19 protein-coding genes are annotated in these 17,588 nt (G+C 52.3%); 4 read left to right on the top strand and 15 right to left on the bottom strand.

Annotation, left to right across the window (positions count from 1 at the left end):
- Positions 1–184 precede the first annotated feature (184 nt).
- Together ABWV79_RS06370 and ABWV79_RS06365 are read left to right on the top strand one after the other, a co-directional pair.
- Complete coding sequence (locus tag ABWV79_RS06370; protein ID WP_353390994.1) at positions 185–1,285, top strand: Acg family FMN-binding oxidoreductase; 1,101 nt, start codon at positions 185–187, stop codon at positions 1,283–1,285.
- Positions 1,275–1,724 carry a MarR family winged helix-turn-helix transcriptional regulator gene (locus ABWV79_RS06365; RefSeq protein ID WP_353390993.1) on the top strand — a complete coding sequence of 150 codons (450 nt, stop codon included), beginning with the start codon at positions 1,275–1,277 and terminating at the stop codon, positions 1,722–1,724. The genes ABWV79_RS06370 and ABWV79_RS06365 overlap by 11 nt, the downstream gene beginning before the upstream one ends.
- Positions 1,725–1,761: 37 nt before the next feature.
- Here ABWV79_RS06365 and ABWV79_RS06360 read toward each other — a convergent pair whose 3' ends face one another.
- From ABWV79_RS06360 to ABWV79_RS06325, 8 genes are all read right to left on the bottom strand, one after another.
- Positions 1,762–2,529, bottom strand: coding sequence for a hypothetical protein (locus ABWV79_RS06360; protein ID WP_353390992.1), 768 nt, complete (start codon positions 2,527–2,529; stop codon positions 1,762–1,764).
- Positions 2,530–2,574: 45 nt separating this feature from the next.
- Positions 2,575–3,747, bottom strand: a complete 1,173-nt coding sequence (locus ABWV79_RS06355) for an adenylate/guanylate cyclase domain-containing protein (RefSeq protein ID WP_353390990.1) — start codon at positions 3,745–3,747, stop codon at positions 2,575–2,577.
- 125 nt (positions 3,748–3,872) lie between these two features.
- Positions 3,873–4,373 (bottom strand): CIA30 family protein, encoded by a 501-nt coding sequence (locus ABWV79_RS06350; RefSeq protein ID WP_353390989.1) that lies wholly within the window; start codon positions 4,371–4,373, stop codon positions 3,873–3,875.
- A 65-nt stretch (positions 4,374–4,438) separates the two neighbouring features.
- The gene (locus tag ABWV79_RS06345; RefSeq protein ID WP_353390987.1) at positions 4,439–4,891 is read right to left on the bottom strand and encodes a TspO/MBR family protein; all 453 of its coding nucleotides are present in this window, start codon (positions 4,889–4,891) and stop codon (positions 4,439–4,441) included.
- Between the two features lie 13 nt (positions 4,892–4,904).
- Complete coding sequence (locus ABWV79_RS06340; RefSeq protein WP_353390985.1) at positions 4,905–5,408, bottom strand: aggregation factor core; 504 nt, start codon at positions 5,406–5,408, stop codon at positions 4,905–4,907.
- A gap of 136 nt (positions 5,409–5,544) precedes the next feature.
- Positions 5,545–5,928 (bottom strand): nuclear transport factor 2 family protein, encoded by a 384-nt coding sequence (locus ABWV79_RS06335; RefSeq protein ID WP_170353717.1) that lies wholly within the window; start codon positions 5,926–5,928, stop codon positions 5,545–5,547.
- A 144-nt stretch (positions 5,929–6,072) separates the two neighbouring features.
- On the bottom strand, positions 6,073–6,453 hold the full coding sequence (locus ABWV79_RS06330; protein WP_353390984.1) for a VOC family protein: 381 nt from the start codon (positions 6,451–6,453) through the stop codon (positions 6,073–6,075).
- On the bottom strand, positions 6,454–6,786 hold the full coding sequence (locus ABWV79_RS06325) for a zinc-binding dehydrogenase (RefSeq protein ID WP_353391699.1): 333 nt from the start codon (positions 6,784–6,786) through the stop codon (positions 6,454–6,456).
- 147 nt (positions 6,787–6,933) lie between these two features.
- Here ABWV79_RS06325 and ABWV79_RS06320 point away from each other — a divergent pair, with 147 nt between their 5' ends.
- Positions 6,934–7,140, top strand: a complete 207-nt coding sequence (locus ABWV79_RS06320; protein WP_353390983.1) for a hypothetical protein — start codon at positions 6,934–6,936, stop codon at positions 7,138–7,140.
- 51 nt (positions 7,141–7,191) lie between these two features.
- Here ABWV79_RS06320 and ABWV79_RS06315 read toward each other — a convergent pair whose 3' ends face one another.
- From ABWV79_RS06315 to ABWV79_RS06300, 4 genes are all read right to left on the bottom strand, one after another.
- The gene (locus ABWV79_RS06315; protein ID WP_170353721.1) at positions 7,192–7,863 is read right to left on the bottom strand and encodes a nucleoside/nucleotide kinase family protein; all 672 of its coding nucleotides are present in this window, start codon (positions 7,861–7,863) and stop codon (positions 7,192–7,194) included.
- Positions 7,860–8,642, bottom strand: a complete 783-nt coding sequence (locus ABWV79_RS06310) for an ATP-binding cassette domain-containing protein (RefSeq protein WP_353390981.1) — start codon at positions 8,640–8,642, stop codon at positions 7,860–7,862. The genes ABWV79_RS06315 and ABWV79_RS06310 overlap by 4 nt, the downstream gene beginning before the upstream one ends.
- Positions 8,642–9,712, bottom strand: a complete 1,071-nt coding sequence (locus tag ABWV79_RS06305) for an ABC transporter permease (RefSeq protein WP_353390979.1) — start codon at positions 9,710–9,712, stop codon at positions 8,642–8,644. Before ABWV79_RS06305 ends, ABWV79_RS06310 begins: the two co-directional genes overlap by 1 nt.
- 116 nt (positions 9,713–9,828) lie before the next feature.
- A complete protein-coding gene (locus tag ABWV79_RS06300; RefSeq protein ID WP_170353723.1) occupies positions 9,829–10,848 on the bottom strand; it encodes a sugar ABC transporter substrate-binding protein in 1,020 nt (339 codons plus the stop codon).
- 185 nt (positions 10,849–11,033) lie between these two features.
- Between ABWV79_RS06300 and ABWV79_RS06295 the strand changes: the two genes are divergently transcribed.
- Positions 11,034–12,233 (top strand): ROK family transcriptional regulator, encoded by a 1,200-nt coding sequence (locus ABWV79_RS06295; RefSeq protein WP_170353724.1) that lies wholly within the window; start codon positions 11,034–11,036, stop codon positions 12,231–12,233.
- A gap of 325 nt (positions 12,234–12,558) precedes the next feature.
- On the opposite strand, the gene ABWV79_RS06290 is transcribed toward ABWV79_RS06295, so the two are convergent.
- The 3 genes from ABWV79_RS06290 to ABWV79_RS06280 are packed head-to-tail and all read right to left on the bottom strand — an operon-like array spanning position 12,559 to position 17,375.
- Complete coding sequence (locus tag ABWV79_RS06290) at positions 12,559–13,683, bottom strand: ABC transporter permease (RefSeq protein WP_353390977.1); 1,125 nt, start codon at positions 13,681–13,683, stop codon at positions 12,559–12,561.
- Positions 13,684–16,383: a ribosome-associated ATPase/putative transporter RbbA gene (gene rbbA, locus ABWV79_RS06285; RefSeq protein WP_353390976.1), complete on the bottom strand. Its 2,700-nt coding sequence runs from the start codon at positions 16,381–16,383 to the stop codon at positions 13,684–13,686. It lies immediately after the preceding gene.
- Positions 16,380–17,375: an HlyD family secretion protein gene (locus tag ABWV79_RS06280; protein ID WP_353390974.1), complete on the bottom strand. Its 996-nt coding sequence runs from the start codon at positions 17,373–17,375 to the stop codon at positions 16,380–16,382. The genes rbbA and ABWV79_RS06280 overlap by 4 nt, the downstream gene beginning before the upstream one ends.
- Positions 17,376–17,588 lie beyond the last annotated feature (213 nt).

Genomic DNA, 17,588 nt, shown 5'->3' with positions numbered 1-17,588 from the left:
GAATAGCTGCTTTTTTAGGCACAAAAGGCTCTCCGAACACCTGTCTAACACGGCAGTCTATCGTAGAGGCCGGCTGTTCTGATTTACTTTTTTCGGGTCACTCAACCAACCACTGCATCAATGGAGTTGAAATAGTACGATTTCGGATTATATTAGTTCGATATCGTACTACTGGAGACTCAAGATGCCAAATCGAAGACGTTTTCTCAAGATTTTAGGCGGAGGCACAATACTGGCGGCAACGGGCGCGGTTGGGTTCCTAGCGACACGCACACCGCATGACGCGCTGGCTCCGTGGACGCCACAACCATATGACGACCCCCGCAAAGCCGCTTTGTCCTACGCGATTCTCGCCCCTAACCCGCACAACTTGCAACCTTGGCTGGTCGAGTTAGTTGGGCAAGACAAGGTTCGCATCCACCGCGATACAGATCGCGAGCTTCCGGAAACCGATCCTTACCACCGCCAGCTCTATATTGGCCTCGGCGCATTTGTTGAGACGATGGTCCTGGCTGCAGGTGCACAGGGATTTGATACCGAGGTCAAGTTACTGCCTGATGGGGATGACGGACCAATCGCAGAAGCAGTGTTTGTTTCTGGCGGAGCACCCGATCCACTATCAGATCAAATCCTCAAACGGCATTCCAACAAAGAACCGTACACTGAACAGCGGCTGTCCGAGACGGAAGTGTCGGTCCTTGAAAACTACGCCACCCTGATTACCGATGAAGATTTGGTGACCCGTATTCGAGACCTTACGAAACGCGCTTTCGAAATCGAAATGCGAACACCGCAGACCTTGAAAGAATCCGTCGACCTCATGCGGATCGGGAAAGCAGAAATCAACGCCAACCCCGACGGGATTGAGTTACGCGATCCCATGCTGGAAACGCTGCGACTTACTGGCCTATTGGACAATGAGACCCTTATGAATGTTGACCACCCAGGCACTCAGTCTCACATGCGAGGCTACTTCGCTATGCTAGACGCGACCGCGCAATACGCAGTCCTCACGACAGCTACAAACACGCGAAGCGATCAACTCGAAGCCGGACGTCAATTGATGCGTTTCTACCTGAAGACAACCGAAATAGGTCTGGGCGTGCATCCGGTCAGTCAGGCCCTTCAGGAATATCCCGAGATGGCCGATGAATACGATCTTGCGCATGAGCTTCTTGCGTCACCAGGCCACACGGTGCAAATGTTGTTGCGTTTGGGGTATGGGCCTGAACCAATTGCCACGCCCCGTTGGCCTCTGGAGACACGAATTCTGAATGAAGCCTGAAGATGAGACCAACGAAGTCTACCGGTTCTTCACCGAGGTCGGGATCATCAACCAGCTGATCTCGACCAAGCTTGAAGCGTTCTTACCTGGCAGAATGACCGCTACCCAGTTTGGCATATTGGGCCACCTGGTCCGGCGCCCCGAGGGGGAAACGCCACTACAGCTGTCGAACGCTTTTCAAGTGCCCAAGACGTCGATGACGCACATGCTCGCGAGCCTAGAAAATCATGCCCTGATTACCCTTGAAACCAACCCCAATGACAAGCGTTCGAAAATTGCCCGGTCCACGCCGCAAGGCGCTGAGTTTTTGGAAACGTGTATGGACCGGATGTCGGTAGCCCTCGGTCCGGTGTTGTCCGAACTCGGGCCTGAGCTGTTTCGTGAAACGCTGCCTAATCTGACGCTTATACGCGAAACTTTGGACAGCGAGCGCGACTAGCGGAAACTTGCGTCGACCCAAGCAAACAGAAAAGCTCTCAGAACATCATGCAATCCGCGCCCGGCGGCAGCGGCGGCGATCCTTCAGGCAAGGTGGGTGTGTAGTCAAATGTCACAATCTTCGCGCCACCGTCGAACGCCACGAACAGTTGGTTAGATCCCGGCCTAATGGCGATGCCTTCCGGGTCAGTTCCGAATTCCAACAGGCTTTGCTGGGCGAGCAGTTGGCCATCTGCCGTGAACTCATACAGGCTGTTTGACCCTTCCCAGTCATCAACGATCAACATGTGACCGGTGCGTGGGTCAATTGCGATGCCCTGTGCCTCGCTTAAGGGGGGAGAGAGCTTCATGGTATCCAACCTTGCCGTAAGGAAGCCTTCTGAAGTGAACCAAGACAACCGTTCCGGATCATCTTCTACGGTCACGATCTGCCCCTTTGCATCGATCGCGATCCCTTCGGTATCCGCAAATCCACCTTCAAGTTCAAAGGGTGCTCCTAAAGTGACTCCTTCCTTCGTGACACGTTGGAGGCTGCCAAGACCGTCGCCTACCAACAAGTGATCTCCTTCGATAGCAATTGCCTTGATACGGAAGAGATCGCTGGATATGCGGCGCAACTCATCACCTTGCAATGTAACGAGAATGGCCTCGGGCCCCTCATTCGCGATCCACAACCCACAAAACGTTGGATCGTAGTCAAGACTTGCGGGCTGATTGAGCTCATAGCGCCCAGTTTCGCGAAGCTCCAATGCCGTGGCCGGAGAAGCCCCAGCGCAGATCAGTACGGCTATGGTTCTTGCAAACACTCAGAATGCTCCCGGAAAGGTATGCTGTTTAAAAAAAATACCTGATTATTGCGCCCCTTCAGTGAGAAAGAACAGCTCAATGGGCTGAGCAAGGCTGCGTATTTCGTGATCGCCACAGCTAACGAACATGTTCGGTGCAGCACATGCAACGGCTGACGTCGCCAACACTCTCTGACCAATTGATTTTGTTAAGTTTTCAATTCGGCTTGCGACGTTCACCGCACCGCCCAAAACCGTAAAATCAAGCCTGCCGGGACTGCCTATGTTACCATAACTGACCTGCCCAACGTTGATCCCAATTCCAATGTCTAAGGGCGGATTTTGGAACTCGTCTCGTCTAGTGTTGAGAGCTTTCAAACCACTCAGCACACTCTGCGCTGCAAGAGCCGCCATTCTGCAACGGTCGGCATGGTTTTTTTGAGCTTCAATTGTGAAGATCGACAGGATGCCATCACCCATGAACTTGAGGACATCTCCACCGTTGTCTTCCACGGCGTTGACCACCAGATCAAAATAGTCGCTGAGCGTGTCGAAAACTTCTTCTTCCGTAAAGGTTTCGGAAAGTGCCGTAAAGCCTCGCAGATCAGAGAACATAACCACGGCATCCAGAGTTGTTCGCTCACCGCGCTTGATGTTGCCGCTCCAGACTGCCTCAGAAGGTCCATCTCCTAAATAGGTTCGAAGTAGACCTTTAGACGATTTTCGCATCGTCACAGGTTCAAGAGCGGAAGATAGGGCAGGTAAGACCGCTTCAATCAGCCTTAGATGTTCCGGCGAGAATCCATCCGGCACCTGTGTAACGAACGTACAACCATGCAGCGATCCATCACCGTAGTAAAGCAAAGTAGCGTAGTAGTCGGTGCCGCCTTGCTCTGCAAACTCCAAATAGGATGAATGCTCTGTTTCTGAGTCCAGTTGCTGGAGACTTTTGTGAAGCGGCTTTCTATTCGCCAGAATATACTCAAATGAGCTCCCGACATAACCATCTGTCAACGTCGTCTCATGGGTGACATCGTAGCTGTCGGTGCCGTTGGGCGTCCAAACCACGCCCCAAGCAATAAGCAGTGGATTGGCAAAGCGCTGGCCAATGTTAACTCGCCACAGCGGAACTCCGGCTTCGACCAAGGAGGAACAAAAGTGTGACACCACTTTTACAGGATCGCCGGAGCGACGACCTTCTGTGATCATCCATTCGGTTAGTCGAGTGACTTCTTCCATGGACCCAAGTTAGTCGCTTGCAAAGGATGAGCAAAGGCTATTGGATTTGCATTGTCGCATGCTTTTTTTGAGTCGCCTGATCTGGCTGGTTCAACGAAGATTGGAGCGTTGCACCCGGGCGACCTTCAGTAGAAACCAATCTCGCTGACATCTACGCTGGCCTCATGATCGTGCCCGAAGGCTACAACCCCAACTGAGGTTATTGCTTCCGCATCGGGAATAGCGCGCAACATGGCACCTGAAGCCTTGAAGCCTGACAGAGGCAAATAGACTTCGGTCCAGTCTTCAGAAGTTGCGAACGCGGCCTGGTAGTATTGCCACGGAAGCACCGTGCCACGTGTTCTGAGGTGAACGAAGTATTGCTCGCCGTTTCCCCGTACCAATAGCCTGACGCCTGATACAGCCTCATCCAGTCGCTCAGACAACTTGCGTCGGAACTGGATGAAGCCCCCGTTGTTTTCTGTACTCACGGTTCCGGTCAGCCGCGCGAATTCAACACCACCTTCCGAACGAAACTGCACCTGTCCTGAGGAAACTCCTCCCATGACGGTGTCGGCAACGTAGTCCCAACGCGTCTCCGGAGACCTGGAAAAGTCTTCAGTCAGTTTTTCATCAGCCTGAGCCATTGTGCATCCGATGATAACAAGACCTGAAACAAGCCCGATGAAGTTTGCACGCATATTGTTCCTTGTCAGTTCAGTATCGCAATGGAAAGGTTCAGCGCCGTGGCAAATGCGACCCATGCAAAGTACGGCAGGAAAGACAGTGCGGAGACCCGATCTGAATTCCTAACCTGAGTGATGAACATGACGATGGCAGCCAACAACGCGACAATGACCAAAAGGGCAAACCACGGCAGTTGCAGTACGAAAAAGGTTGGGGACCATAAAAAGTTCAGACCCATCTGCGCCCACCACAGCTTCATGGCGGTCGAGCTTCGGTCCGCTTCGAACTGACGCCAACCAACCATAGCGATCAAGACATATAGCAGCGTCCAAACCGGCCCGAAAATCCAATTAGGTGGATTGAAAGCCGGTTTAGAAAGCTGAGCATACCATTCGCCAGGTGCGGTCAGTGTTCCGATCAGGATGCCGCCTCCCAACATAAGCGCGAGGAATGCTATGCGGATCAACCAATTCGACATTGTAGGATGGCTTTCAGCAGTCCCTGGTCGTCACGTTCACAAGCGCGTCCGAAGAGAAGGTCGCAGTACTGGTCTCTTCCGCAACGGTATATGACACCGTGGCGCCTTCGATCTCCGAGCCTGTAACAGTGATTTCGCGTTGCCCGATAGTATCATCGACATCGATGGTAAAGGCGAGTGTGTCCCCGGCTGCGAAGGAGGCGATTTCAAGTTCTATTGTATCTTGCCCGTCCACGACCGCTGGAATTTGCCGCAGAGCATCCGCACCTTCAACGAATTCGAGAGGTTGGTAGACCTCTACACCCGCGCCCTTGTCGGTGACGTCGAAAATCAGACGTCCAGCTGATTGCGACAAGTCAATTTTGAGGATCGAGGCTTCTACTTCACAAGCTCCAACGTTTGTCAGAACAAAACGGTCCTTGGGTGCTCCTTCTATAAAGCGAATTTGTACACCGGCTTGAAGCGAAGTAGCTGCAAATAATCCAAGGGTCGCCGCGAGAATACTCTTCGGGAGCATATTTATCTCCTTTCTAAAAGGTTCTTGATAGATACGCTTCGGCGGGTTTCTTGGATCAGACTTATACCCTTTGACTATCGTGGTTTAGCCGACAGGACCTTTCGAAGTTCCATGCACCACTGTCAGAACGGTTAAGTCAAAACATGCCATTGTCATTCTCGCTGTTTGCCGGAACCTCCTGAAGAACGTCCCAGTGTTCGACAACCTTACCTTCAGCATCCAGGCGAAAAATATCGATACCTGCGTACTCGAGACCATCGGGCCAGATTTGGTGGCAATGCAGAACAACGTGGTCGTCTTCAGCAAACGCACGTTTGATATCCACACGCTTTCCCGGATATTCGGCGGCCATGCGTTCGAAATATTCGACAAAGGCTTGCTTGCCGTCGCCAACATGCGGGTTGTGCTGCGTATAGGTATCACCAACAAAGATATCTATGGCTTCCGCAGGCCGACACTCATTGAACATCATTTCGTAGAAAGCAATGACATTCTTCTTGTTGGTTTCGAGGTCCAGCATGCTGATCTCCAATTCTACGCTTGTACCGCCCAAAAATGTTGGTCCGGGTAATTCTTGGAAGCAACTCGGTAATGATCTCGATCACTAATCGGCAAGAATTTACGAGCTTAGTTTTGCGTTCCGACTATTTCGAGTGTTTATCCCTTACTCGATTTCTTCAAAGTCTATGTGAATGTGATTTCCATCAGGATCGGCCACATGGATTTGGACCATTCCAGCCCCCGGGACATCAGTTTTGCGATACTGGATTTGACACGAGATCAGTTTTTCTTCGAATGCTCTCAACCCTGTGGCTGAGAGCGCAAAATGCTCGAGCTTGAGCTTCACTTCGGAGCCGACATTAGGCGTTCCTTCGTGACCCACAAGGTGAACCACGGCGTGATCACCCGCATACAACCAAGCTCCAGTAAACGGAAAATCAGGGCGGACCCCGAGTTTTAAACCCAAGACCTCTTCATACCAAGTAACCATCTTAGGCAACCTAGTCGTCACGATATTCACATGATCCAGCCGCTCAATTCGCATCTAAAAACCCTCAAGCACGAGCTTTCCTTTGGCCCTGCCGCTTTCAAGGATAGCATGCGTTTTCTTTAAGTTTGTAGCATTGATCCTACCAAGTGTATCGGTCGCTGAGGATCTGATCTTTCCGTCATCTATCAACCCGGCGACCTGATTCAGGATTTCGCTTTGACGGTTCATATCTCCAGTCGCAAAAAGCGACCGAGTGTACATGAACTCCAAATGCAATGAGATCGATTTGGGTTTGAAAGGCGCGATGTCGAAGGTTTCAGGATCATCAATCAACCCAAAGCGACCTTGAGGTGTCATCACCTCTCCAGCTTGGGAAGCATAAAGCAGGGAATGGTTTACCGGACGAACACTTCTCTGCTCTCAAATTGACGGTGGCGGCAGAGGCAGAAAAAGGCCTGCATCGTCTCATTGCCGCGCTAGAGGAAATCGCTTCAGTGCAAGAATCCGACCCCCCTAGAACCGGGGATCCGGCAGATGACTAACACCTTCGGTTATGATGACATCCGCCGCTCGGTTGAGAAGCACCTCGGAAAAGACAATCTGGGCTGGGTTCGGATTGTCACCGAGTGCTTTGAAGCGATCAAGAAGCACTGCGACCGGCGTGAGGAAAGCTATCCATCGGTCGGCCAGATCAAGCAGAAATTCGGCTCGATTCGGATCTACATGGATGGGACGCGGTAAAACCCGCCTAGAGGTGCTGCTTTAACGGATGGGTGAATCCAATGCGCAAACTCAGAATGCGTAGCGCATCCCGAATTCGGTGTAATTCTGGTTCAGTGTAAGATCGGCTTTCCGACTATCACGGATGACACGTTCAGCGTTGGGCAGATCGTTCGTTTTCGCGCGTTGCAACGCGGTTTTCGGATCAAATCCATGCTTGATCCAGCGGTGATGCAACCGCTTTACGAGTTCTTCCAAAGTTGGGCTGACAAAAACCGTTGCGGCATAGACATCCGCCAATGTTCTCCACGGGTCGCTATCCATCAGAAGGTAGTTCCCTTCAACAACAACAGTCCGAGTGTCGGGGTGAACCGCAATCGCGTTGGCAATGGCGAGATCCATTTGACGGTCAAATCTGGGGTGAAATGATTCATGCTGTGCGGATTGTAACTTTTTTATTGCATTGCAAAACCCAATTGCATCGAAGGTTTCTGGCGCGCCTTTTCTCGCCAGAAATCCTCGTGTTTCAAGTACACGATTGTCTAAATGGTAGCCATCCATAGGCACTAACGTGGCTAAAGGAACCGCCGAGTTCTGTTTTGCGTTCAGCAATTGCACAACGGATTCTGCCAGGGTCGACTTTCCGGATGCAGGGGGGCCGGAGATTGCGACAATCGTCCGAACCCCAACCTGCTTCCGGGAGAAGATCAGGTCGCACACGCGCTTTGCATCCTGTTCGATCACGCGGCGTCTTCTTCTGGTGGTTCTTTGGCGCCGGTCATAAAGGCCACGGCGTCGGACATCGTGTAGTCCTTGGGATCAATCGTGCAGAGCCTTTTACCGAGCCGGTGCACATGAATTCGGTCAGCGACTTCGAAGACATGCGGCATATTGTGGCTGATCAGAATGATCGGAATACCACGCGCCCGTACGTCCTGGATCAGCTCAAGCACCTTGCGGCTTTCCTTCACGCCCAAAGCAGCCGTCGGTTCATCCATAATGATGAACTTGGTCGCAAAGGCGGCTGCGCGCGCAACGGCAACGCCTTGACGCTGGCCGCCAGACAGCGTCTCAATTGCCTGATTGATCGACTGTACTGTCATAAGGCCAAGCTCGGTCAGTTTTTCACGGGCGAACTTCTCCATAGCTGGCCGGTCGAGCTGACGCATGTATTTGCCCATGAACCCCTTTTTGCGGATCTCGCGCCCCATGAACATGTTGTCCGCAATCGAAAGGGCAGGAGACATGGCAAGCTGTTGATAGACGATTTCGATACCCATATTGCGGGCGTCGATTGGAGAGGTAAAGTTTACCTTCTTCCCTTCGATCAGAATCTCGCCCTCATCCGGGATGGTGGCCCCGCAAATCGCCTTGACGATGGAAGATTTACCCGCACCGTTGTCCCCAATAACTGCAAGGATTTCTCCTTTCCGCAGCTCAAAGTCGGAATGGTCGATGGCGGTGACGTGGCCATAGCGCTTCACGATCCCGCGCCCTTGGACGACTGGAGTTGTGTCTGACATTAGCCCGATACCTTTCTGATCCACTGGTCGACTGCGACCGCTGCGATGATGAGAAGACCGATCAACAGGAAGGTCCACTGCGCGTCTGCGCCGAGCAGCCTTAGCCCAAGAGTAAACACGCCGACGATCAGTGCGCCGAATAGTGACCCCAGAATGGACCCCCGTCCACCGAACAGAGAGATACCTCCGATCACAACAGCAGTGATGCTTTCAATGTTGGCCAATTGGCCGGACGTTGGCGAGACTGATCCGATGCGCCCAATCAGAGCCCAGCCCGCGAAGGCACAAATCAAGCCTGACAACATATAGACGGACATGAGTGTTCGATGGACGTTGACACCTGACAGTTCGGCCGCCTCAGGATCGTCACCCACGGCATAGACGTGCCTTCCCCAAGCCGTGTGTTTAAGTGCATAGGCCAACACAAAAATCAGGGCGAGCATGAAAATGACGCCGACAGTAAAGGTCGCTCCACCAATGCTGAACTTGGTTCCGAAGAATTGAAGGAAGGGAGCGTTGGCTTCGATATCCTGACTGCGAATAGTCTCGTTCGCGGAATACAGGAAGTTAGTCGCCAGTACGATCTGCCACATCCCTAGTGTGACAATGAAGGGGGGAAGTTTAACGCGGCTGACAAGCCAGCCGTTCAGTGCTCCGATCAAGGTTCCAACCGCAAGCCCGGACATTACAGCGATTGGCACTGGAATGCCGTATCGGAAAGAGAACTGCCCCATGATAACAGAAGAAAATACCATAATTGCGCCAACGCTCAGATCGATGCCGGCGGTCAGAATAACCAGGCTTTGAGCTGCGGCCACGATTCCGACGATCTGAACCTGCTGGAGGATCAAGGTCATGGCAAAAGGCGAAAAGAACTTCGATCCCAATAGCAGTCCGAAAATCAAAATCGCACCGACCAGAACGATAAGCGGCACAAAAGATGGGTTGACGTGGAGAAGATGCTGCAACCTCCCCAAAACGCCACGCCGATGGTCCTCAAAAGCTGCAACAGTTTCTGTCCTGCTGGCAGCGGATTCAAATTCCTTGGCGCTCTGGTTTGCTTCGGACATATCTCCCCCTTTTCGCGGGCGATGTAATGCCCACGAGATGAGTGTACAGGAAGTTTCGGTTTGCTGGTGAAAGGAGTGATGAGGCGCTCTCATGCGCCTCATACACTAGGTCTGATTTAGCCCCAGCAGAGCTCCAAGCCTTCGGCGACCGAAATCGATTCCACGCCATCAACAGGTTGGTCCGTGATGAGAGCGACTCCGGTATCGTAGAAGTCTTTTCCGGGCGTGTTTTCTGGCTTTACGCCTTCCTCAGCCCACTTTTTAACAGCCTCGACCCCAAGCGAAGCCATCAAAAGCGGATACTGCTGACTTGTAGCTCCAATAACTCCGGCCTGCACATTTTGTACACCGGGGCAGCCACCATCGACCGAAACGATCAGTACATCGTTTTCACGCCCAATGGATTTCAGAGCCTCATAAGCACCTGCCGCTGCCGGTTCATTGATCGTGTGAACAACGTTGATCGTCGAGTCCTTGGCCAAAAGGTTTTCCATGGCGCGGCGCCCACCTTCTTCGTTGCCGTCGGTCACGTCACTGCCGACCAATCGTGCATCAGATTCATCGCCGATGACATTGGGGTCTGCCAGGTCCACACCGAAGCCGTCGAGGAAGCCCTGATTGCGGAGAACGTCCACGGTTGGCTGACTGACGTTAAGATCAAGCGTCGCAATTTTTGCGTCAGCCGCTGCGTCGCCCATCTTTGCCTTCGCCCATTGCCCGATCAATAGGCCAGCTTTGTAGTTGTCTGTCGCAAAGGTTGCGTCAGCGGAATCAATCGGGCTTAGTGGCGTGTCCAGAGCGATAACCAGCAAGCCAGCATCACGCGCCTGCTGAACAGCGGGCACAATCGAACTTGTGTCCGAAGCCGTCAGGAGAATTCCCTTTGCGCCGTCGAGAATACAAGTTTCAATGGCCTGAACTTGAGTTTCATGGTCGCCGTCGATTTTACCGGCAAAGGCCTTCAAGGTCATGCCAAGCTCTTCAGCCTTGGCCGTTGCGCCTTCCTTCATCTTTACAAAGAATGGATTGGTATCTGTCTTCGTGATCAGACAAACGGTTTCTCCGGCCGCGTGGGCAGATGCGGCAGCCACCGTAAGCGCGGTAGCAGATGCGGCTATCTTGAATAGATTTTTCATGTAGTCCTCCCAGAAAATTGTTGATGCCCCGCATGGCAAGCCAACGAGACTCGCCCTCATCCTCCAATGAAGGTCTTATTCAAGAAACTGCGATTCTAGCCTTTCTGTCAATAAATAAATAAAGTTTATTTATTAATTTACCTAAGCACCTTTTCATAAGAAAATAAGGTGTTTATGTTCAGGCTATGGAAAGAGAGGCGCTCAACACACTGACCGGGGGGGTAAGTCAAAGCGGGGTTCGCGATCACAACGAACGTCTGATTTTGACAGTTTTACAACGGCATGGGCCCGCCGCAGGCGCCGACGTTGCGCGATTAACAGGCCTATCTCCTCAGACCGTATCAATCATTTTGCGCAAGCTTGAAAAAGACACAATTCTCAAGCGTGGAACCCCACTGCGCGGGAAGGTTGGAAAGCCCTCAATCCCTATGGAACTAAATCCGGAAGGCATCTTGTCGGTTGGGATGAAGATCGGGCGGCGTAGCGCCGATCTGCTCTTGATCGACTTTACTGGCACGCCGCGCCGCCAACTTTCCACGACTTATGACTATCCGCTACCAGAGGTCATTTTCGGTTTTTTGGAGACTGGTTTGGAAACGCTTCTGTCCCACGAGCCCCAAAGGCTTCGTGATCGTGTTTGTGGGATCGGTATCGGGACCCCATTTGAACTTTGGAAATGGCACGATCTGTCTGGGCTTGCTGCAAAAAAATTTCGGTCTTGGAGAAATGTGAATTTCTTTTCCGAGGTCGCCAAGTTCAGCGATTTGCCGGTTTTTGTGGTCAACGACGCAACAGCCGCGTGTCACGCAGAGCATCTCTATGGGCGTGGGGCAGAATACCGTGACTACTTCTACTTTTTTATTGGCTCAATGATCGGCGGCGGCGTTGCATTGAACGGCACCGTGTTCGAAGGCAACCAAGGCAATGCCGGTGCATTGGGCGCCATGCGCACGACCGGTCCTTTGGGTGAGAGTCAGCAACTGATCGACACGGCGTCGCTGTTTTTGCTTGAGGACCGATTGATAGAAGCGGGTGTCGACCCGGGGATTCTATGGAAGAAGCCGCAGAATTGGAGCAGCATTTCTCGCTATGTAGAACCATGGATTGGCACCACGGCGCAAGAATTAGCTAAGGCCGCTCTTTCAATCTGTGCTGTCATCGACTTCGAGGCCATTTTTATCGATGGCGCGTTCCCGCCTGAAATTCGGGAAGAACTGGTGTCAAGGGTTCGCCGTTACTTAATCAACCAAGACAAACGCGGTTTGATTCCTCCGGTCGTGGAGGCCGCAGCGGTTGGGGAAAACGCTCGTGGCATTGGGGCGGCTAGCAGCCCAATTTTCCGCCAGTTTCTATTGAATACCAACGCTGGGCTTTCTGGAATGTAGCCAGAACTCATCGAAGTCAAAGTTTCAAAGTAGGAAGAAGCCGCTAGTAATGCTTTAAGAGACCGCTTTTGAACGCTGCTTTGGCACATGCGAGCTCAGCTTGAATTGGACCAAATACCGGCCGCGAACAACCGCTTTGAAAGACTGCGTCGCAAGCTTATCACTTAGCACCTAACGTCGGTTATAGTACGAACATGACTAGAGATATCTAGGCTAACGCTCATACAGTCGCTGATGCCCTGACTTCTGACCAGCAGATATCCAAACTGTCTTCAGAGGCGGAGTAGCTAGCGCTCCAATCTGTCAAAGCCAACAGATTGGAGCGCTAGCTGATCTGCGCAAGAGAACGCCGAAAAAGCCGTAAACTCATTAACAACAAAGCCGTTCCCAACAACGTCATCCAAACGAATTCCGGCCAGACAGTCTCAATACCAGCGCCTTTGAAAACAATAGCCTGACTTGCTGACATGTAGTGGCGTGACGGCAGAACCAAAGTACCTGCCTGCAACCACGCCGGCTGCCCTTCAATTGGGGTCTCTCCACCTGACAGCATTAGCATTGGCAGCACAATCAACATGACCAGAAGCGCGAACTGCGCCATAGAGCGCGCAATGGTTGCCAGAAACACCCCAAGCGCCGTCGCAGTAAAAAGAAACAACGCCGTGCCAACCAAAAACAACATATTGGATCCAGCGATACTAATGCCCAGAGAACCCTGCATCACAAAGGTTAGTGAAAGACCAGCCGCTACCAAAACCACTGCTGCATTCGCCCAAATTTTAGCAATAGCAATGTCAAATGGGGCAAGCGGCATGGCAAGGAGATGTTCAATAGTCCCGTGCTCTCGCTCTCTAATCATTGCCGCTCCGGTCAAAATGGTTGTGAGCCACATGATCTGGCCAATCAGAGCAACGATACCAGCAAAACGTACAGTATCTCTATTTGGGTTGAAGGCGCTTCTTAGAATGACACTGATTGAGGGAGCATCTACTAGATCGATACCAATTGCATAGCGATGTATTTCAGCGCTCAAGATACTGGTGATGTAGTTTGCACCAATACCGGCCTGTTCCATAGCGGTTGCGTCAATAAGAACTTGAATCTCCGGACTGCGCCCTGCGCGCAGATCCTTCTCGAATCCGGGGGGCACAGCCACAACGAAAATAAAGCGCGCAGCGTCCATGTAGGCAGGTCCTTTTCCGGGTTCGATTTGGACGACCGGTTGGAACTCTGGTGGGAAAAACGCGGTGGCAAGTGCTCGAGAAAGTGGCGAGTCGTCTTCATCCGCAAACGCTATCGAGGCATTGTTTACAGAACTTGCCACTCCCGTTGCTTCCATGATCGGGGCCAGCGTGAAAGACCAAACCAACAATGCCATCATCACCCAATCACGGCGCAGGCTCATCACTTCCTTCAAGCCTAGCCAGAATATGCAGTAGAAGCGTTGCATTCACTTCTCCTGCGCTCGAAGACATAGGGCTGCGATCAGTGTCAGAACTGGTCCGAAGCAGGCGAGGGCCAGAATGTCTGGCGCAAGGGCCTCCCAACCCAAACCTTTAGTGAAGGCACCGAAGTTTAGGTGTAGGAAATATGAGGAAGGCCAAAGAGAGCCCACCACTTGTGCGCCTCCTTCAAGCGTTGAAACAGGTTGCAACAGGCCTGAGAACTGGATTGTTGGGACGACTGAGGCGATGGCAGTTGCAAATGTCGCGGCCACCTGACTGGATGTCATTGTAGCGATCAACAGCCCGTAGGATGTCGTTGCCCAAACGTAAAGAAGGGCACCAACAGCCAAAGGGAAAGGATTTCCTTTTAACGGCACCCCGAAAAGAAAAACGGTCATTCCGGCCAAAAGCAGAAAATTTGCGTAGGCGATCAAAATGTACGGAATTTGTTTGCCGACTAGGAATTCAAGCCGCGTGGTTGGTGTCACGTAGAAATTGACAACTGACCCCAGCTCTCGTTCCCTTGCTACGCTTACGGCAGTCAAAACAGCTGGCAACATAATCAGTAGGATAGCAGGCATTGCTGGAGCCATCGCGGCGATGCTCTCAAAGCTCTGATTGTAGCGAAACCGGGGTTCGATCTTGGCGATATCTATCTGGCTTTTGCCATTGTTAAGGGCATATTCCGCGAGAAATGATTGGTGCAATCCGGAAACATAACCTTCAACCGTCTCACCCTTAAATGGGATAGCACCGTCTACAGTTGCAAGTATCTGGGTTGGTTCACCCGTACTCATCTTTCGGTCAAAGTCAGGTGGTAACTCAACAACCAGAGAGACCTCACCTGACACTAGACGGTCGCGCCCTTCGCTGGCGCTTTGCAGCGGCGATGTGGCTTTAAAGTAGGACGATCCGGCGAATTCAGCCGCATAAGCACGACTCTCCGGCCCCTGAGAAAGGTCAAGTACCGCGAATTCAAGCTCATCGATATCCAGCGTAATTCCAAAGCAAAAAACCAACATTAGAATAGCAGAACCCAGAAACGCGAAAGCCAGACGCACCGGGTCACGAGCTACTTCAACGGTCTCGCGCCGCGTATAAGCCAATACACGAGAAAACGCTCCTCCCCCGGCGTGGGATCTGGCCCTAAAACCGACCTCTGGCGCGACAACAGAGACTGGTTTTTCTGCTGCTTCCAATATCGAAATGAAGGCGTCTTCAAGGTTTTTCGCCCCTTCGACGGCGATCAGTTCAGCCGGAGTACCTTCCGCTAGAACTCTACCAGCATGCATAAACGAAACGCGATCACAGCGTTCCGCCTCACCCATGAAATGAGTGGACACAAAGATCGTTACCGACTCATTTCGCGAAAGCTCAGTCAACAAGTCCCAGAAGGAATCGCGCGCCTCTGGATCCACACCGGATGTTGGTTCGTCGAGTATTAGCACCCGCGGACGGTGGATCACTGCTACGGCTAGCGACAGTCGCTGTTTGATCCCTAGAGGCAGTGCCGTCGCCAACGTATGCCGGTGCTCTTCGAGCCCAAAGCGCTCAGTGAGTTCCGAAACACGTTGTTCTCGGTTGGCAATTGCAAATATCCGCGCATGCAATTGTAGGTTCTGATGGACCGACAACTCGCCATACAAGGAAAAGGCCTGGCTCATGTAGCCTATTTCACGCCTCATTTTTCGGTCATATGCATCGACAGGGTTGCCAAACAGCAGTGCTTCACCTGAGCTGGATGGTAACAAGCCAGTCAACATCTTCATTGTCGTGGACTTGCCGCAACCGTTTGATCCTAGAAACCCGAATATCTCTCCGCGATTGATTGTGAAGTCGACGTTGTCTACGGCCGTGAAATCACCAAAGCGTCGTGTCAGTCCACGCGCAACTATCACTGGGCTTGCTTCGATCTTCCCATTCGTTTTGTTTTTCCCCGCCGGTTCGACAGGCAACTCCCGTGCTCTCAGACGCCGATATGCAATTTCGAGGTCGTCATCACTCCCTTTCAATTCGGCGGGCTTCCCATGAAAGATGACTTGACCCGCGTCCATCGCGACAATCCGGTCAAAACCGTCGGCTTCTTCCATGTACGCCGTTGAAACCAATACCGACAGTTCGGGGCTTTTTGCTCGGATTGCATCAATCAAAGCCCAGAACTGCCGACGCGACAACGGGTCGACCCCGGTCGTTGGCTCATCCAAAACCAAAAGTTTGGGGTCATGGATTAACGCACAGCAAAGACCTAGTTTTTGCTTCATCCCACCCGAGAGCTTGCCCATCAAACGGTCTTCAAACTGCGCAAGCCCTGTCGCAGCCAATAGCGCTGCGATACGGTCATCCCGCTCTGCATGCCCTTGAGCAAAGAGACCTGAGAAGAACTCAAGGTTCTCGCGTACAGACAGCTCCGTATACAGGTTTCGACCCAGCCCTTGCGGCATGAACGCGATGGCTGGGCAAATGTTGTGTCGATGACCAGAATCGCCAATCGGGCCGCCTAAAACGTCGATATTGCCGCACTGCAGTTTCTTCGCGCCGGTGATCAAACCAAGCAGTGTAGACTTTCCCACCCCATCCGGCCCGATAAAGCCAACAAGCTGGCCGCCTGGCAGTTCTAACGAAACAGAATCCAATGCGACATGCTTGCGATAACGGTGCGTAACACCTGAAATGTGAATATCGCAGGCGTCATCCTCAACTCTCATTCGAACAGCTCTTCTGGGATGCGTTGTTCAAGCGCCTCAGGCCAAGCAGCGGCTGGGTTCAGCCGGATCACCGCGACACCGCGCAGACCGGTTTTGACGTGCTCAATCCGACTTTCAACCAAGTCTATTGGGATACGGACGCGAACGCGAAAAACCAGTTGCTCTCGCTCATCCAGGGTCTCGACCTGTTTGGGGGTGAATTGTGCCTCGGGAGAAACAAAGCTCACGTATGCAGGTATCGCATATTCCGGCAAAGCGTCGAGCACGATGCGAGCCTCAGCTCCAATGGGCAAAAGTCCGGCTTCACGCGCCGGAAGAAAAACTTCCATGTAAACATTCTCAAGGCCAAGAATAGTGAGGATTGGTTCGCCCGCGCCAACCACCTCTCCGGGTTCTGCGAGCCGGTAAAGCACGCGTCCCGGCAAAGGTGCCACTAGAGCGCTGTCTTCAATCTGTGCCTCAATCCTGCGCACTCCCGCCTCAGCGGCAGCAATACGGCTTTCTGCGGTTGCAACTCGGGCTTTGGCGGCGCCCAATACTGCTGTAGCAACCTTATGAGTGGTATCGCGATCTTCAAAAATAGTTTTGGAGATATTTTGTCCTGCCAGCAACGCCGTGGCACGATCAAGCTCTTGCTCAGCCCTGCGCTGTTCGCTTTCGCGTTGCACAACGAGCGCATCTGCTTCGGCCCTTGTCTGATTTGCCAAGGCTACTTCGGCTCTAGCCCGGTCCAGAGCGGCAGATAGCTCGTCTATGTCCATTTCGGCCAGGATTTGACCGGCTGCAACCATACTGCCCTCTGTTGCCGTTACCTTCGCAACCCGACCTGCATTAGTTGGTGCTATTTCGACTTGTTCCGCTTCAACCCGCCCGTTTCCTTGCACAAATCCGACCGGCAATTCATCGCCATCCTCGGCAACAACGACATACAGCAACGCACCAGCAATTACCAAACCAGCCAAAATAAGAAAAACCGATAGGTTTTTGGTCATAGCGTTTTACCTGAGACAGGGTTTCTGGCGCAGAGTTTAGTGTCTCAAAAGACTCAAAGCCTTGTTTTGGATCAAAAACGATCCGGACACCTCAGTTCCAAGCAATTGTTTGTATGAACACCGTTTTGGGTGTTGCAGGCTCTTTCGCGATAGGGCGGAAGAAGTAGACTTGAAGCGTTTTTGTTATCAGTTTGGTATTGAAACGGGTTGTTC

It is taken from the genome of Ruegeria sp. HU-ET01832, assembly GCF_040371315.1.
Classification (GTDB): domain Bacteria; phylum Pseudomonadota; class Alphaproteobacteria; order Rhodobacterales; family Rhodobacteraceae; genus Ruegeria; species Ruegeria lacuscaerulensis_A.
Note: the sequence above shows the minus strand (reverse complement) of the source record. Positions and strands in the feature narration are given on the sequence as shown.

Excerpts from the sequence above, each read along its gene's own strand:
- ABWV79_RS06370 (WP_353390994.1), top strand. The coding sequence starts at position 185 with ATGCCAAATCGAAGACGTTTTCTCAAGATTTTAGGCGGAGGCACAATA.
- ABWV79_RS06365 (WP_353390993.1), top strand. The coding sequence starts at position 1,275 with ATGAAGCCTGAAGATGAGACCAACGAAGTCTACCGGTTCTTCACCGAG.
- ABWV79_RS06355 (WP_353390990.1), bottom strand. The coding sequence starts at position 3,747 with ATGGAAGAAGTCACTCGACTAACCGAATGGATGATCACAGAAGGTCGT.
- ABWV79_RS06350 (WP_353390989.1), bottom strand. The coding sequence starts at position 4,373 with ATGGCTCAGGCTGATGAAAAACTGACTGAAGACTTTTCCAGGTCTCCG.
- ABWV79_RS06345 (WP_353390987.1), bottom strand. The coding sequence starts at position 4,891 with ATGTCGAATTGGTTGATCCGCATAGCATTCCTCGCGCTTATGTTGGGA.
- ABWV79_RS06340 (WP_353390985.1), bottom strand. The coding sequence starts at position 5,408 with ATGCTCCCGAAGAGTATTCTCGCGGCGACCCTTGGATTATTTGCAGCT.
- ABWV79_RS06335 (WP_170353717.1), bottom strand. The coding sequence starts at position 5,928 with ATGCTGGACCTCGAAACCAACAAGAAGAATGTCATTGCTTTCTACGAA.
- ABWV79_RS06330 (WP_353390984.1), bottom strand. The coding sequence starts at position 6,453 with ATGCGAATTGAGCGGCTGGATCATGTGAATATCGTGACGACTAGGTTG.
- ABWV79_RS06320 (WP_353390983.1), top strand. The coding sequence starts at position 6,934 with ATGACTAACACCTTCGGTTATGATGACATCCGCCGCTCGGTTGAGAAG.
- ABWV79_RS06310 (WP_353390981.1), bottom strand. The coding sequence starts at position 8,642 with ATGTCAGACACAACTCCAGTCGTCCAAGGGCGCGGGATCGTGAAGCGC.
- ABWV79_RS06305 (WP_353390979.1), bottom strand. The coding sequence starts at position 9,712 with ATGTCCGAAGCAAACCAGAGCGCCAAGGAATTTGAATCCGCTGCCAGC.
- ABWV79_RS06300 (WP_170353723.1), bottom strand. The coding sequence starts at position 10,848 with ATGAAAAATCTATTCAAGATAGCCGCATCTGCTACCGCGCTTACGGTG.
- ABWV79_RS06295 (WP_170353724.1), top strand. The coding sequence starts at position 11,034 with ATGGAAAGAGAGGCGCTCAACACACTGACCGGGGGGGTAAGTCAAAGC.
- ABWV79_RS06290 (WP_353390977.1), bottom strand. The coding sequence starts at position 13,683 with ATGCAACGCTTCTACTGCATATTCTGGCTAGGCTTGAAGGAAGTGATG.
- rbbA (WP_353390976.1), bottom strand. The coding sequence starts at position 16,383 with ATGAGAGTTGAGGATGACGCCTGCGATATTCACATTTCAGGTGTTACG.
- ABWV79_RS06280 (WP_353390974.1), bottom strand. The coding sequence starts at position 17,375 with ATGACCAAAAACCTATCGGTTTTTCTTATTTTGGCTGGTTTGGTAATT.